This is a genomic window from Ruegeria sp. CDSA020 (assembly GCF_059612345.1).
Genome location: NZ_JBXWQK010000005.1, coordinates 17,174 through 33,343 on the forward strand (window position 1 = coordinate 17,174; position 16,170 = coordinate 33,343).

Genomic DNA, 16,170 nt, shown 5'->3' on the forward strand with positions numbered 1-16,170 from the left:
GGTTATGCTCCCTGCGGCTCGACCAGCATCCGGCCGCGCATTTCCATGTGCAGCGCGTGGCAGAACCACTGACAATAGAACCAGTGCACGCCCGGACGGTCGGCAGTGAAGGTGACCGAAGCGGTCGCCATCGGCGCAACTTCCATCGCGATGCCGTAGTTGCCCAGACAGAAGCCGTGGGTCACATCGTCCACGTCATCCAGGTTGGTGATATAGACTGTTACCTCATCACCCTGTTTGACGGTGAACTTCTCAAGGCTGAAGGTTGGGGCCTGCGAGGTCATATAGACCCGCACCTTGTTGCCGTCCCGGATCGGTTCCTCGGCACCCTCTTCCAGATCGATGCCATCGGCCTCAGCCTGTTTGCGGGCGTCCTCCCAGGTGATGTCGTTACGGTCCCAGACGTTGACCGGGTTGACGATGTCAGCGCGCACCATGATCGAGTCATGCGGCTCCGCAAAGGTCGGTCCGTCGTGAACCACCTTCATCTCGTTGGTTGAGATATCGATCAGCTGCTCGTTCTCAGGCTTAAGTGGACCCGTGTTCAAGAACCTGTCTTTCGAGAACTTGTTCATCGAAATCAGCCACTTGCCATCAGCCTCCTTGGTTTCACCCATGGTGGTCGAGTTATGGCCCGGCTGATAATGCACATCGACCTTCGAGATGATCGGGTCAACATCGGCGCCGCCGTAAGCCTCGATTGCCTTGTCGAGGTTCCACTTCACGATCTGACTGTCCAGGAATAGCGTGGTGAACGCGTTGCCCTGGCCGTCATAAGCAGTGTGAAGCGGGCCAAGACCCAGCTGCGGTTCACCCACGATACAGGACCGCGGATCGGCATCGCTTTCGAACAGGGCGTCCAGTTTGGTGACGTCCATGATCGATACGGTCGGAGACAGCTTACCGTTGATGCAGACATGCTTGCCGTCGGGCGCGGTGTTGATGCCGTGCGGCGAGTTCGGGATCGGGATGTAACGGGTGTATTTCTTGTTTTGACCCTTACGGCCGTCCAGAACCTTGACGCCTTTCAGTTCCTGATAGTCGCCCGCCTCAATCCCCGCTTCGATTTCCGCAAGGTTGAAGACAACAACATGGTCCATCTCGTTCTCGGTCATCTCGGCCAGGTTCATACCCATTTCCGAGTTGTACGAGGTCGAATAGGCGTATTTGCCCTGATAGTCGCAGTCAGTGTTGTCGAGGTTGCCCGACACGATCACCTGCCATGCCACTTCCATGGTGTCGCCGTCCAGCGCGGTGAAGATGTTCACGTATTGCGACGGATCGTCCAGCACAGTGCCGTCATTGACCAATGGAGTTTCATCTTCGCCATTGGCAAAGACATAACCAGTGCGCGGGAATTTCTGCGGACGCAGACCATGGATCGCCTTGGCGTTCGGGATTTCGGTGATCTTGTCGCATTTCATCACGTCGCAGCGTACGCGAGCAACGCGCGTGTTGGCCTTGTCGTTCATGAACAGGTAACGGCCATCGTAGGTGCCGTCGGTGAACGACATATGCGGGTGGTGCAGGTCACCGTTATCGTAGGTTTTCATGCCGCGCTTGGCGAGGAATTCCTTGGTTTCCGGCAGCAGGCCATCGGTCATGATCTTCAGCGATTCATTGGTCTGACCCCAACCGGTGGCCGAACAGCGGTTGAACACCGGCACCCGCATCAGCTCGCGCATGGACGGGAAGCCCAGAATGCGCAGCTCACCGGTCTGACCCGAGGACCAGAAACCGTAGTATTCGTCCAACTCACCAGGTTCGAGATTGGCATTGGCCGCGGCGCTGGCCTGTTTTGCGGTCATCAGGGTTGATCCCAGACCGGTTCCGGCTAGCACGGCGCCAGTGGCGGTCGCCCCCAGCATACCGCGGCGTGTGACGGTTAGTTTGTTGTCATGTTCCGACATGATCGTTCCTCCTTTTAGGAAACGGTTTTCGGTTTGGCGTTTGGATGGTTCGCCGGTGGTTGTCCGAGTGGGGTCTTGAGATCGACCGACCCTGTCTTGGCCCGCCGTTTGAGTTGACGGATAACGACGGGACATTTGTCCTCGGACTGGTAGAGCACCTGACAATGCAGGCAGGTGACGCACTCGTTCGGATTGATCTCACCTGTGGGGTGGATCGCCTGAACGGGGCATTCATTGGCACAGGTCTGACAGGGGGTGCCGCAGTCCTTGTAACGGCGTAGCCAGTCGAACATGCGCATGCGGGCTGGGATCGCCAGTGCTCCGCCCAACGGGCAGAGATAGCGGCAATAGAACCGCTCAACGAACAGGCCGATCCCCAACAGGGCCAGCGCAAAAACCACAAACGGCCAGTCGCGCATGAATTTCAGAATGATCGCGGTCTTGAAAGGCTCGATCTCGGCATACTTCTCGGCCAGCGGGATGGAGACAAAGCTGAGGCCGAAGAGACCCAAGAAGATCATGTATTTCGCGGGCCACAGCCGTTCATTCAGGCCCCAGGGCAGGGTCCATTGCGGCACGCGAAAAGCCCGCGCGATCTTGTTGGTCAGTTCTTGCAGCGCACCAAACGGGCACAGCCAGCCGCAATAGGCACCGCGTCCCCAGAACAACAGGGCGGCTGCCACGGCGAACCATTGGATGAACACCAGCGGGTCCAGTAGGAAGGCATCCCATGAGAAACCCGTGCGCAAACTGCCCGCCAGTGCCATCAGGTTCACCACGCTCAACTGGGCATTCGCGTACCAGCCGATGAAGAACAGGGTCATTGTCAGATAGCCGATGCGGAACCAGTAAAAGACCCGCGCGTTCATCGTGGCATGGAACTGGAAAAAGAAGGTCGCCGTCAGTATCAGCAGCATGACGCCCAGACCGGCAATCTCGACTGTGCGATCCTTCCAGATACGTTTCCAAAGAGCGGCTTTGGCGGCGGCTTCACCTGTGGCGTCATCCACAACGGTGGGGGCTACGACTGGCAACAGGTACTGCTCAGGCAGTTTGTAGCCCAAATCGAAGGTCAGGAACGTCTTTTCAACCGCACCGACGGCGCGTTGCACCAACAGTTGCAGGCGGAACGGTTCGGCCGGATCAAACTCTGCCTCAGCGGGGATTTTGAAGATATCCAGCTCGGTGAAACTGGGCGCATCGGCGGCCGCAACTCTGCCCAGACGCTCTTGCTGTTTATCAAAGAAGCGTACCGAATTATCACCTTGAATCAGCTGAATACGGTCGAAAATCCCGCCACGTACATAGCCTGACCCCTTGAAGCTATAGGCGCCACGACCCAGCACCAGGATGGCTTGCTCGCCCTCGCCCAGCCACTCGGTCAGGTTTTGATACTCGGCCTCGCCCAGCAGTGACTTGCCGATCGACGGGACCGAAACCAACGCCAGATGCATGTCGATGAAGGTGTCGTCGGGCGCGCCCCGTTCACGGCGCCTGATGGCGCGCTGGTCGCCGGTGGCCTCGAACGCAGCGTTGACCTGACCGACATCCAGTGTCAGGCGTCGGACCGAGCCGTCACCCGAAAGCGTTGTCCAGTCATAAGTGGCGTCTTGTGCCATATCGACTTCGCGCTTCGGCCCGTCGGCCTGCAGCGGTGACAAGCCACCCAGCCCCAGCGCCCGCGCTACCTTGATGCCGCCACGCACGAGACTGTCGTCGATCACCATAATTGTGACAGTCGCGCCCGAGATAATGTCGAGGTCATGGCCCTCACCGCCTGTTTCAGCCTCAACCCTAAGGTCCAGGCCGGCATAGCCTTCGGTCAGTTCGACCATACGCGCGTTCGGAATCCCGATCAGTACGATGGGTTCCGAATGCTTGACCAGCTTAACGCCAGTAAGCACCGCATCATTGTCGATCGCTGCAACGACGTGAATGGGTTTGCCGGAATAGCCTGTGGTGCCCACGAAATCCGAGGTCAGAAAGGCCCAGGCAATCGTTTTGCCCCCTTTCAGGATCGGCGCAACCGGAATGTCTTTTCTGATCGGGCCAAATGCCTCGGCGCCGGGGATCAGGTCCGCGGGCTCAAGTTCTGGCAGAAAGCTGGCAAGGCTGTCGGCATGTGCGCTGATCGCCATCAGGCAGGACAGAAAAAAGGCCAGCAGGAAATGGATTGCGCGACTTACGACCACGACGCACCTCCGATGATTGGGGTGGACGCCATGGACGCGCGCGGGGCGCGTTCGGTTTTAAATTCTGGTGCAGGGGGAGGACCCCGGGTTTCTGGCCACAGCCGGTCAGAGCCATTTAGCTCGAAGGACCTGTTGTTTTGGCAAGATAAGAATTGAACCCTTCCTCGTTGCGTCACTTCCAGCGGCATGGGCAGAGGTGCGGCACCGGTCACGGCGCACAGCGCGCAATCGGCGCATTTGGGGCAAGGTGCGGTCGGGTCTGCATCGCCTTTTTCAAGATCAACCTCGACCCAGACCGCGCCGCCCTCCGAGCAGATCTCAACCCACATGCTTTGCCCGGGACTCGCCAGCGCCGGGCTAAGCAGCTGCAAAAGCAGAAGGATTATACCTGCCACCGCACAAGCTGCGCGGGACGCGCAAACAGCTGAAATGTGCAAAGGATTATGGGCGGGCATGGAGAATCCAACTCGGTGATCTTTCCCAAGTCCTAAGAGATTCCCGAAAGCAGATACTTGACTTCGGTTAGGCCTTTGGAGAATCCGACCTAGCCGTCTGCTTCGTCCATCAAACTGCGTACCCAGCGCCCTGCAAACCAGCAGGCAGGTACACCCAATGGGATTGACCACAGGATGGCGGTGACAGGCTCAATCACTCCGAATCCGGCGCTGTTGGCGATCAGGCCAGCCAGAAAAAGGTTTATGGCCACGGTCAGCGCAGACGCTGGATACAGCAATATGGCCAGTTTCCACACCGGCCATTTGCCCTCAGTGGCTGGTTCCTTCCGAGAAGGTGATTTTGTTCCAGACATTGTACTTTCCCGAAGGTTTGCGCATCGGCAGACGGCGGACCTCTTCCAGTGTTTTTGCATCATAGATGATCACCGCGCCGTCATCTTCCCAGATCGAAACCAACGCATGGCTTCCGTCCTTGGTGAATTCCACATGGGCCACGGTTTTGCCCGGCGCTGGGCGCAGGGTCCGTACGATCTCAAGGGTTTGCTTGTCGATCACATGCATCACATCCTTGTTGGGCCCAAAGAAAACATCGGCCCAGACATATGGCGAGTTTTCATGGCTGCGCATGAAAAACCCCGGCCCTTCGGTCTTGATCCGCTTGACCGTTTCCCATGTCTCCATGTCGATCACCGAGACGGTGCCATCAGTCAGGTGCGGCGTTGCCATCACAGTTGTATCGCCGCGCCGCCAGGTAATCCCGGAACCCAGATGCGGCATGCCGGGCAGATCCAGGTCAGCCACTTTTTGGCCAATGACCAGATCAATCACCTGACCGCCGTTCCCGTCGCGAGATGCGCCCATGACGTATTCATAAGTCTGGTCGAAAAAGAAATCGTCCAGATAGTCGGGCGTAGTGATCTTGCGTACTGGGAAAGGGTTCGGGTTCTTGAACTGCCCTTCGATACGAAAATCGTGTCCCAGCCCGGATTGGGGTGGATTGGCGCCATAGAAGACCTCCCAAATCTCTGGCACATCCTTCAAGGCCAGCACAAAGCTTTCCCGTGGCGGAGCTTGATAAACGGCCGAAACGCGGCTGGGATTACCTTTCCTGCTTTTAATCTCGATGACTTTTGCCACCGAAAGATCCCGGGTGGACAAAAGGGTCAGGCTGTTGGGTAGGTAATTCGCCACCGCCAGCCATTTGCCATCGCCTGACATGGCAATGTTGCGGCTGTTTAGTCCCGCCCGCACGCGACCCACCTGTTGCAACGCCCAGATGTCATATTTCTGGACCCAGCCATCGCGGGACATGATGAACACGTAACGTCCATCGGGGCTGAACTTTGGGCCGCCATGAACGGCAAAAGGAGTTTCAAATCTGTCCAAAACCTCAAATGTGTCACCGTCCAGAACGCTGACATGGTGGTCTCCGGTTTCCACCACCAACGTGATGTTCATCGGATCACTGGACCAGACGGGCGCATCAATCTCGACATAGTCTGCGTCCAGCGTTCGGCTGGCCATGATGCCCGCCTCGGCCCAGTCCGGGGCGGTCTCGAGCGGGGATTTCAGCCAACCTGCCAACTCCTCGATCTGCAGGGTGTTCAGATTATGCGCAAAGGCTGGCATCTGGGTGGCGGTGCGCCCTTCGGCGATCACGGCGGCAACCCGCGGCCCGCGCATGCGTTTTAGCGTTTCGGGTATCAAGGCCGGACCAACTCCGCCCAGCCGGGTGTCACCATGGCAGGACGCGCAATGTTCGGCATAGTCGGACTGGGCGTCGGCCCATGCGGCGCTGGCCAGCAGAAGCGCACACAGTGTTCCAAGCGTCCGAGCCCTAAAAGAACTGATGCGCCGGATCATGGCTTTTCCCCCGGAAAGGTGTGACCTGCAGGCGTTTGCCCGCTTTATCCACGCCAATTTCATCGTTTGACAGGTAACAGGCCGGGTCCTCGGCCCAGGGATCGCCCGTCAGTTGCAGGGCCCGAATGCGCGTGTTGCCACCGCAAACATCCCTGAGCTGACAAACTCCACAGCGCCCTTTCAGCGGACGTGGGCGAGTGCGCAGCATGGCCAGCATCTTGTCGTCCCCGGTCCACAACTCGGAAAACGGCGTCGTTTTCACATTCCCGACCGTGTAATCTGACCAGTAGGTGTCGGGATGGACCCGACCAAGATTGTCGATATTGGCCACCCCCAACCCGCTGGAGTTCCCGCCCCAGGCCGCCAAATGCGCACGTATATGCGAGGTCTTTTCGGCATCAAAATGCGTCCTGACCCAGTTCAGAAAATATCCGGCGTCGGCATCGTTATTGCCGGTGACGATATCCAGCGGGCGCCCGCCCGAGGCAGCCTCCCACGCACGGTCCAATAACAGATCCAGACCTTTGCGCGTGCGCAGATGCTCGGCATCCTCGCCCCTGTTCTTGTCGCCGCGACCGGCGTAAACCAGATGAGACAGGTAGAATTTGTCGACCCCCTCATCATCACATAGCTGCAGGAGATCGGGCAGATGGTGCTGTGTGCCCTCGGTCAAACAGAATCGCAAACCGACCTTGATGCCGCGTTTCTTGCACTCGCGCACGCCGCGCAGGGCATCTGAAAAGGCGCCCTCGACACCTCGGAACCAGTCGTTTGTGGCCCCGATCCCGTCAAGTGATATGCCGACATAGTTAAAGCCGACATCAGCGATCATATCAGCGGTTTCATCGTAAATCCGCGTGCCATTCGTCGACAGCGCCAGCATCGGCACCAACTTGCGCGCCCGGTTGGCGATATCAAAGAAATCGAACCGATCCAGCGGTTCCCCCCCCGAGAGGATCAGGGCCGGGACGCGAAATTGGCCGAGATCCTCAAGGGTTACCATGGCTTGCTCGTGGCTGAGCTCACCCGGGAACGCGACATCCGCCGAAACAGTATAGCAATGGCGGCATTTCAGGTTGCAGCGCCGGGTCAGATTCCAGATGACCACCGGCTTAACCGGGCCGGGGCGGCGCTTGCGCACGGGGGTCGGGGTGACCAGTTGCTGCATGTATTCAGTCAGGCGGAACATGGCGTTTGGCCTTTCGGTTTCAGGCGCAGCCCGGTCTTTTTCAGGATGCGCGTTGAATACAGGATGTCCTTGGCCCGGCAGGCACTGCCCAGAATACCGGCAATCTCGGCCCGTTTTTCTTCGACTTCACCCCTGTCTTTGCCATGGACCATGGCGAACAGGTTGTAAGGCCAGTCGGGCAGGGCACGTGGACGTTCATAGCAATGGGTGACAAAAGGCAGACCGCCAATATGTGCCCCCAAATCAGCGATTTGACTGTCATCGACGTCCCAGACTGTCATGCCGTTCGAAGTCATGCCCAGTTTGTAGTGGTTCGGGGCTGCGGCGATACGACGTATAACGCCGCGCGCCTTAAGTTCTGCGAGGCGATACAGCAGCGCTTGTTCGTCCATTCCAAGGCTTTCAGCGACCCGAGCGTAGGGCGAAGGCACCAGGGGCAATCCGCCCTGCAGAACCTCGATAATCAGTCTGTCTTTTGCGTCGATCATGCCGCCACCCGGAAGCCGATGAAGAATTCCTGCAACTTGGGAAATCTGAGAACTTCGATCCCCGTCTCTTGTTCGATCGCATCGGCGCAGGCCTCAATCCCTTGGGGCGTTTCGGTGGCCAATACGAACCACATGTTCAGCCGGTGCGTACGTTCATAATTATGGGCAACTTCGGGATGCGCATTGACTTTGGTCAGGACGGATTCAAATGCCTCTGTCGGTATGGCCATGGCACATAGGCAAAAAGCCCCGCCCATCGCGGCCGCGTCAAAGAACGGGCCAAAGCGCGTGATGACCCGTTCATCCTTCATCCGTGATAGGCGAACCAACAGATCCTGTTCCGAAATCCCCAGTTCTTGGGCCACCATCGCATAGGGTTGTGAGGTCAGAGGTAAGTCGTCCTGCATTCGGTTCAGGATTGCCCGATCAGTTTCGTCCAGGGTCATGCCGCTGTCTCCTTGGGTTGGATCAGCGCGCCGGTCTGTTTGAAACAGCGAGTCGAAAACAACACCTTGTGCTGCGCGCCAAACAGCTCAGGCAATGCCGCAGCCCCGGCCAGGACGTTTCGCGCTTCGCTGCGCGAGCGGGCGTGGATCATGGAATACAGGCGGTAGGGCCAGATGTTTTCAACGGGTCGACGCTCATAACACAGTGTCACGCCAGGGTATTTTGCCAGCGCAGGTCCGGCACGATCGACCTGATCAGTTGGCATATCCCAGACCACCATCGCATTGGCCGACCAGCCCAGTGCCCGGTGTCTTACGATCACGCCAAGACGCGAGACAATTCCAGCCTCGTGTAAGATCCGGATCCGCGTCATGGCGTCCTCTGGTTTACGGTCCAAAGAGGCGGCCAGTGCTGCGTAAGGTTCGCAAACCAGCGGTAAGCCGGAACTAAGCGCCTGCATCAACGAGCGATCACCCTTTTGCAGAACGGAACAGTCCACCTTGCGCGGTGCTGGTACGTTGCGTTGCTTGCCTGTCATTCGAAAGCCCAAATCAACATTGAACGGCCGAACCAGACGCAAGTCCAAAACCTGCAAACCGGTTTGCAGGCCAATCCGGGCCAGAGTGGCGTCCACATGCGCGCGATCAGGGCCGGTCGCTACAAACCAGAGGTTCCATTTGTCCTCACGTTGATAATTGTGGTTCACACCGGGCTCTGCGTCGATCAGGGCGGCAATGTCCTCCAGATGCTCCTCGGGTGCGGCCACCGCGGCCAGAGTGCTGGCCGTCACCGCGCCCGGAGTGATCGTGGCCCCGACCCGGGTGATCCGGCCGGTCGAACGCATTCGCGCCAGACGGTTCAGCACTTCAGCTTCGTCCAGCCCCAGCGCCTTGGCCACTGGCTGAAACGGGCGGTCGACAATCGGAAATTCGCGCTGAAAATCGTCCAGCAGGCGACGGTCGATCGGGTCAGTGATATGTTGCATGGGTTACAACCCTGTTCTGTGCGCGCGGGCGGTGAAAAAGATACCCGAGGGGCTGTCCGCCGCGATCTCGCGCAGCTTTTCAAAGCTATGCGTGTCGTAGACCACGACCTTGTTGGCGTCGCGGACACTGATCCAGACCTCATGCCCGCGTGCCGTGAACTCCATATGCAGGACGGCAGGGCCCGGAGAGAATTCGTGGATGACCTGTTTGCTGACGCTGTCGATGACCTGAATCGTATCGTTCAATGGATGGGCAAAATTCACCCAGACCTGTCGCCCATCCGGGCGCGCCATGGCAAAGACCGGCTGACCATGGGTTTGGGTGCGGCCTGTTTCTGTCAAGGTTTCGGCGTCAATCCAAAGAACTTCATGGTGGCCGACCGCGGGCAGGACAAATTCGCGATCCGTCAGTGCCCAGCCCTCAAGATGAGGCATCTTGTATACCGGCATCTCTTCCTGTCCGCGCCCATAGCCCGGAAGCACGCGGATCGGTTTTGGATTGTCTGCCCATAGGTCCAGCGCGGTCAGCCCGTCCTCACCAAACAGACCGGTGATATAAGTGCGACCATTGGCGGTGATCAGCGCGTCATAGGGGTTCTTACCCATATCGGTGATCTTGGTGATCTCGGGCGCGCCATTTGCGAAATCAGCAATCCAGGTCTCGCCCGTGTCCCACATGGAAAACACGAACCGACGGCCCGGCGCATCGACAAGACCTATGGTTTTGCTGTCGGTGGGAATGTCGGCAACCAGTTCCAGCGTATCCGCGTCGAACACGCGTACGCCACCCGGCTCATAGTTCGACACCGCAACCAGTTGGCCGTCATCCGAAATCGCGCCGCCAATGGAATTGCCAGCCTGCACGACCCGATTTGCAATCTGACGGGTCACTATATCAACCTTGGTCAGCCCGCCATCGCGGCCAAAAACATAGGCAAAGCGTTCGTCGGGTGAATAGACCAGGGAGGCGTGGGACAGATCGCCCAACCCTTCGATCCGTGCCAATGCGGCCCGGTCCGACTGGTCCACCAATAAGACCGACCCTTTTGCCCGTTCGATCACAAGGCCCAGATCTCCGGTGGCGGTGGGGTCTGCATTGGCAGGTGTCATCATCATTAGGGCAACGATGCCAAGGGCAAGTTGTTTCATTTTGCCTCCTGTTCCAGCAGGTATCGGGCGATCCATTCGGCCTCTTCTTCGCTGATCAGGGGGCGCCAGGGGGGCATAGCCGTGTCGGGGATGCCGTCCAGTATGACCCCCGTCAGGACGTCCGCCTCGTAATGTTCCAGAGTTTCCGGTCGCAGATCAGGACCAAGCCCGCCTTTCAGGGACAATCCGTGGCACGAGCCGCAATCCTGGTGGACCAACCGTTTCAGGGCGGTTGGGTCGATGGCGTCAGCGGCCAGAGCGGAAGTGGCAACCAGAACGACGGCAGTCAGAACAGTATGCGCGGCCCAGCCCGGCTGCTTGCGGTCCATATGCGCCAGGCTACCCATGCGCCCGCTCCAAAATCTCGGTCAGGGCCTGATTGGCATAAAGCGAAACGACCTTTCCGATAATGAATAAGGTAGGAGCCTTCAGATCCGCCTTGCGCGCATCCGCGGCAATCTGGTCCAGTCGGGATACAAGGCGGCGTTCAGAGGCACTGGTGGCCTGCCCAACAGCCAGGACCGGGGTGGATCCGGGTAGGTTCTCGGTCATCAAGCCGATGGCGATCTGGCCGATATTGGCCACGCCCATATAGACGACCAGCGTCGTATCCGGGTCCGCCAGTCGTTTCCAATCCAGATCAAGAACTTTGTCGGACTGCCTGTGCCCGGTGACATATTGAACCGAGGTCGCCAGTCCGCGATGGGTCAGGGGCACGCCGGTCGAACAGGATGCGCCTTGTGCCGCCGTGATGCCCGGTGCGTATTCGACCGTAACACCGTGTGCCATCAGAAAAGCGGCCTCTTCCGAGCCGCGACCAAAGATCATCGGATCCCCGCCTTTCAGCCGGGCCACAACGTGACCTGCGCGTGCGTGTTCCAGCAGGATTTCGTTGATGCGATCCTGAGGAACAGTGTGGCACTTGGGGGCCTTGCCGACGGCGATCAGCCGCGCGCCCTCGGTGTGCATGGCCAGAATTTCATCCGAAACAAGGCGGTCATAGACCACCACGTCCGCCTCCTGCAGCATACGCAGGGCGCGCATGGTGATCAGTTCGGGATCACCAGGGCCGGCACCAATCAGAAAAACCTTACCGCTCATGTGCAAACTCGCTTGTTCTGAATGCCTTCGGAACCCGGTGTTTTGGTCGTTTCCATGCGCGAATATGGGACGTTGCTGGGGGAACCGGGCGTGTCATGGAAACAAGTTGGCGCACAGGTAAACCGACCTCCTTGACTTAAGTTAAGGAGCACGGGAATTGCGCCCGCGCATCTTTCAGCCTGCCGCTTATCAGGGCTCTACGGTGACCATTCCGAACATGTTCTGTGTCTCCCAATGTGGTCCGCACAGGTAATCCTGGGCGCCGGGAACAAGAAATGTCAGATCAACAAATTCCTCGGGGAACAGGCGGTCACTCTCGGCTTTGCTGCCATCTTTCAGCAGGACGCTATGGCTGGTGCGTTTGTCTACGTTCACCCAACGCACTGTGGTCCCCGCTTTGACCGTCAGTTGGGCTGGGCAGAAATTGTATTTGTACATCAGCACAACCTCTGCATCTTCCACATCTGAAGACGGTTGACCGAACAGATCCACGTAGCGGGTATCTGCCTCGGCGCAGATCTCAGCTGTGTCTTCGTCAGCGGCCACCGCAGGTGACGCCAAAGCCAGAAATGCAGGAAGAAGTAGGCGGATCTTCATCGTCCAAGTCTCCATACCTAATACTTTGGGGCCGGTTTACCCGGCCCCATCAGTCATTGCCCGACCACGTTGATATTGGCACTGTCGTCGTCCAGCGCGAAGCTTGTGTTCAGCGTTACGTGGTGGAATCGTGCTGCGGCAAAGTCATCGTGGATTGCAAAGCCGACCGTATAGGTCTTGCCCGGTTCCAATGGCACATCACCCGGTGCGCCCGAGTTTAAGGGCCGCGAGAACGTGACGGTCCAAATACCACCCGACAAGTTGGCCGAGGCGGCGATTTCGCCATCATTGACTATGCGTTGTTCCAGAAGATAGCCGTTGCTGGCGCTGCCATCGGCATAGACGCGCATCAGATCCAGATAGGTGCCGTCATCCAGATATTGCGCGATCTGCGCTTCGGCCTGCAATTTGTCCCAGCCACCCAGAGCTTTCCCACGCCGGCCTTTGACTTCGACCTCGGTGCGGCTTTCGCTGATATATTTGGTCACAGTGTCCTGAGCGGCCAGGCGGCCTGCAACATCGCCATTGGCGACAATCGCATTTGCACCCGGATCAAACGGCATATAGGTGTTGTCCGCGTGGCACGAGGCCCAGCAGCCCACCTGATCCCCCATTTCGATCCCGGTTCCGGTGATCATCATGGCGACCTTGATCTGGTTGTCCGGGTCCATCTTCCCGCCATCCACAAATGGTGCAGGATTGTGACCTGCATCCGGCCATTGCAGGCGGATATAGAGGTTTTCGGCATCATGGGCCGCCTGAACAGTTGCGTCGATCACACCACGTTTTCCAGGGATCGGGGTTGGTTCCAGCTCGCCGCCTGCGACGATCTTGTTTCCAATCATGTCCAATTCCTTGGCATGACAAGTCGAACATTGGTCGCCACCTTTGGTCAGTGGCCGGGCGCCGCCGTGGAACTTGCCATTCTGAACCCATTCAAACGAAGCCTGACCGGGATAAAACAGCTTCAGATCCGCGCTTGCGATGCTGGTCCAGTCGATATCGCCTCCGATATCGCTGCCACCGCCTGCCGGGGCTGTAGATTCTTCACCGCTTGATTTGGCGCGCTCTTCGGCGACTGCAGCGTCCACAGCGGCTGCGATCTGGGCTTGCACCGCCTCTTGTTGTGCTGTCTTGGCCGATTTTTCGGCTTCGGCCTCAGCCGCCTCCTTGGCTTCTACACGGTCGAGACTGGCCAGGTATTCTGGCGGAATTGCACGAATGAAATCAGGATTCGGGGCTTCAATCTGTTCCAGATATTCATCTGTGGCCCTGTCGCGGATGTTCGAATGCGCAATCCCTTTGTGGCAGTCGATACAGGTTTGACCTGTCTCCATTGCGTTCAAATGTTGCTGGCGCGCGCGGGGGCGCTGGAACTCGGGCATCATCGATTCAAAGTCGTGGCAGTTGCGGCACTCGCGCGAATCTGTGGCCTTCATCCTTTCCCATTCATTCATCGCCAGATGGATACGCTTAGCTTCGAACTTCTCGGGTGTACTGATCGAGCCAACCACCTTGCCATACAGTTCTTTGGACGCCTTGATCTTGCGGATCATCTTGTGGGTCCAGTCCTTGGGTACGTGACAGTCGGAACAGACCGCCCCGACCCCCGATCGGTTCACATCGTGGATGGTCCCGGTGTATTCTTCATAGACGAAATCGCGCATCTCATGGCACGAGATACAGAACTCTTTGGTGTTGGTGGCTTCCATGGCGGTGTTGAACCCACCCCAAAAGACGATCCCGGCGGCAAAGGCAGCGGCAATACCGGCCACAGGCATTCCCCACAGGAAATACCGACGCCAGATCGGTGGTTTCTTATCTGGATCGGAGGTCATGTCCGGGCTCCGTTTTGGCTGTGTTGACTGGCGCGGCGTGTCAGGCCTGCGCATTCGGCTGATGGATGAAACAAGGACAGGGCGGGCGAGGGGCCCGCCCTGCTCCGAGTTGATCGAAACCCGTCAGGTGACGTGGTTCGACCGATTGTAGACGTTGAACTTGCCGGTCGGGGCGTACAGCCCTTCGATGCGCCCGATCTCTTCCAAAGTCTTGGCGTCAAAGATCACGATCTGACCGTTGGGTTCTTTTGAATCCGACAGGTTCCACTTGGACACCCAGACCTCGGTTCCATCCGCGTTGAATTCAAAGTGAACAGCGGCGCTGCCTTCGTCTTCGGTGATCTGGATGGTTTTCACGATCTCGCCGGTCTCTTTCGAGATGACCTGCACAGATTGCTGCACTTCCGGTTCCGGGTGTTTGGTCTGGTCAGCCCAAATATAGTCCGATTCCGGATGCGTACGGACGAACAGGCCCGGGCCGTCTGTTTCCACTTCGTAGCAGATCTTCCAGGCGTCATCGGGTCGGTTTTCGGGGTCGTTGCCCCAGACCGTCACGGTGCCAACCCCGAGGTGGGTTGTGCCAGCTACCGGCCCGCAATTCGGGTCAATCCAGTTTGCGCCCGGACCGGGATGCGGCAACGCGGCCGTGTCGATCATCGCCTCAAGCTTGTGGGTCTCGGTATCTACAACCACCATCTTGTTCGATGCGTTTGCAGCGATCTGGAAATACCGGCCCGTCGGATCGAAGAATCCGTCATGCAGGAATTTGGCGCTGTCGATCTTGTCGATCCGCAGATTGTCTAGATCAGTATAATCTACTTGCCACAGTTGCCCCAGCTCTTTGACGGCAACGATCCAGGTCGGCTCATTCGGAGTTGTGTAGATAGCGGCCACGCGAGCCTCTTCCACATAGTCCCCGTCCACGTTCACGCCGCGGGTCGATACAACCTTGACCGGCTCCATCGTTTGGGCGTCAACGATTGCAAAGTGCGGCGGCCAATAGCCCCCGCCGATGACGTATTTGCCATCGCCGGAAACAGCAACGTCGCGGGCATCATAGGCAATCTTTACCTCAGACACCAACATCTTGTCCGGCGTCTGCCAGAGGTCGATCTTGGTCATCTTGCCGTCGCGGCCCATGGTGTACCAGAAACGACCGGGCTGTTCCGGCTCTTCCAGCGAATGGTGTTCGGATGCTTTCAGAACGTGCACCGCATAGCCGGTCGGAATATGTGTCAGCACCTCTTTGGTGTCGCCATCGATAACAGCGACTTTGCCGACGTCGCGCTCGATAACAACAAAGAAGTTTTCCCAGTTGCGGCCATGCATCGGCTCGGTTGGGTAGTCCTCTTCTTCAACATATATCTTGCGGGTCGCCATCATCTGGTCCAGCGACATTTCAGGTGGTTTGGGCGGCTCCATCATGATGTAAGTCGCCATGTCTTTGATTTCCTGCTCGGACATGATGTCCGAGAAGTTGTTCATCCCGCCTTCGGTGCCCCAGGCGATGATCTTCTCAAGCCGCTCTTGCCCAAGCGCAAGTGTACCGCCTTCGGTCACGGCGCCGTCAGCTGCGGTTTTCTTCCAATGCGGTTCAAGGTTCTTGCCAGTGGCGCCTTTACGCAAGACACCGTGGCACCCCGCGCATTGTTCAAAGTAAAGTTGTTTGGACGCTTCAAACGCTTCTTCGTTCAAAGTTGGCTCTTCGGCGAAAGCTGGTGCAGCGACACTGCCCAGCAACATCGCCAAACCGACCCCGAAGACGCGGCCCGTTTTGGTATAGCTGATTCCAAGTGACATGATCACTCTCCATTTGCTGGTGAGGCGGTCCAAGCGTGGGGCATCGCGCAAGGGTGCTCCTTGACGAAAGTCAACACCAGTCGCGCAATTCAGGTGGCGGGCAGGGAAAAACGTCAATTTTCCGGCTGGGAAAATCTGTATCTTTGGCACACTTTT

Annotated in this window: 14 protein-coding genes; all 14 read right to left on the minus strand. The window is 58.1% G+C overall.

Annotation, left to right across the window (positions count from 1 at the left end):
- Nucleotides 1-2: 2 nt before the first annotated feature.
- A complete protein-coding gene (gene nosZ, locus AC2FJW_RS09555) occupies nt 3-1,910 on the minus strand; it encodes a TAT-dependent nitrous-oxide reductase (protein ID WP_496701847.1) in 1,908 nt (635 codons plus the stop codon).
- A gap of 14 nt (nt 1,911-1,924) precedes the next feature.
- A complete protein-coding gene (locus AC2FJW_RS09560; protein WP_496691895.1) occupies nt 1,925-4,048 on the minus strand; it encodes a 4Fe-4S binding protein in 2,124 nt (707 codons plus the stop codon).
- 598 nt (nt 4,049-4,646) lie between these two features.
- Complete coding sequence (locus AC2FJW_RS09565; RefSeq protein ID WP_142635225.1) at nt 4,647-4,910, minus strand: hypothetical protein; 264 nt, start codon at nt 4,908-4,910, stop codon at nt 4,647-4,649.
- Nucleotides 4,867-6,420, minus strand: a complete 1,554-nt coding sequence (locus tag AC2FJW_RS09570) for a cytochrome D1 domain-containing protein (RefSeq protein ID WP_496749959.1) — start codon at nt 6,418-6,420, stop codon at nt 4,867-4,869. The genes AC2FJW_RS09565 and AC2FJW_RS09570 overlap by 44 nt, the downstream gene beginning before the upstream one ends.
- Nucleotides 6,395-7,609, minus strand: a complete 1,215-nt coding sequence (gene nirJ / locus AC2FJW_RS09575) for a heme d1 biosynthesis radical SAM protein NirJ (RefSeq protein WP_496691877.1) — start codon at nt 7,607-7,609, stop codon at nt 6,395-6,397. Before nirJ ends, AC2FJW_RS09570 begins: the two co-directional genes overlap by 26 nt.
- Nucleotides 7,597-8,097, minus strand: a complete 501-nt coding sequence (gene ahbB / locus AC2FJW_RS09580; protein WP_496691876.1) for a siroheme decarboxylase subunit beta — start codon at nt 8,095-8,097, stop codon at nt 7,597-7,599. Before ahbB (AC2FJW_RS09580) ends, nirJ begins: the two co-directional genes overlap by 13 nt.
- Entirely contained in the window at nt 8,094-8,543 is a 450-nt protein-coding gene (locus AC2FJW_RS09585) for an Lrp/AsnC family transcriptional regulator (protein WP_496696565.1), read from the minus strand. Before AC2FJW_RS09585 ends, ahbB (AC2FJW_RS09580) begins: the two co-directional genes overlap by 4 nt.
- Nucleotides 8,540-9,529: a siroheme decarboxylase subunit beta gene (gene ahbB, locus AC2FJW_RS09590; RefSeq protein ID WP_496696563.1), complete on the minus strand. Its 990-nt coding sequence runs from the start codon at nt 9,527-9,529 to the stop codon at nt 8,540-8,542. Before ahbB (AC2FJW_RS09590) ends, AC2FJW_RS09585 begins: the two co-directional genes overlap by 4 nt.
- Before the next feature lie 3 nt (nt 9,530-9,532).
- Nucleotides 9,533-10,678: a cytochrome D1 domain-containing protein gene (locus AC2FJW_RS09595; protein WP_496691874.1), complete on the minus strand. Its 1,146-nt coding sequence runs from the start codon at nt 10,676-10,678 to the stop codon at nt 9,533-9,535.
- On the minus strand, nt 10,675-11,025 hold the full coding sequence (locus tag AC2FJW_RS09600) for a c-type cytochrome (protein WP_271948625.1): 351 nt from the start codon (nt 11,023-11,025) through the stop codon (nt 10,675-10,677). The genes AC2FJW_RS09595 and AC2FJW_RS09600 overlap by 4 nt, the downstream gene beginning before the upstream one ends.
- Nucleotides 11,018-11,779 (minus strand): uroporphyrinogen-III C-methyltransferase, encoded by a 762-nt coding sequence (gene cobA / locus AC2FJW_RS09605; RefSeq protein ID WP_271948622.1) that lies wholly within the window; start codon nt 11,777-11,779, stop codon nt 11,018-11,020. The genes AC2FJW_RS09600 and cobA overlap by 8 nt, the downstream gene beginning before the upstream one ends.
- A gap of 189 nt (nt 11,780-11,968) precedes the next feature.
- Nucleotides 11,969-12,376: a cupredoxin domain-containing protein gene (locus AC2FJW_RS09610; protein ID WP_496749960.1), complete on the minus strand. Its 408-nt coding sequence runs from the start codon at nt 12,374-12,376 to the stop codon at nt 11,969-11,971.
- Nucleotides 12,377-12,429: 53 nt separating this feature from the next.
- Nucleotides 12,430-14,214, minus strand: coding sequence for a NapC/NirT family cytochrome c (locus AC2FJW_RS09615; RefSeq protein WP_496749961.1), 1,785 nt, complete (start codon nt 14,212-14,214; stop codon nt 12,430-12,432).
- Between the two features lie 123 nt (nt 14,215-14,337).
- A complete protein-coding gene (locus AC2FJW_RS09620) occupies nt 14,338-16,014 on the minus strand; it encodes a cytochrome D1 domain-containing protein (RefSeq protein WP_496691871.1) in 1,677 nt (558 codons plus the stop codon).
- Nucleotides 16,015-16,170 lie beyond the last annotated feature (156 nt).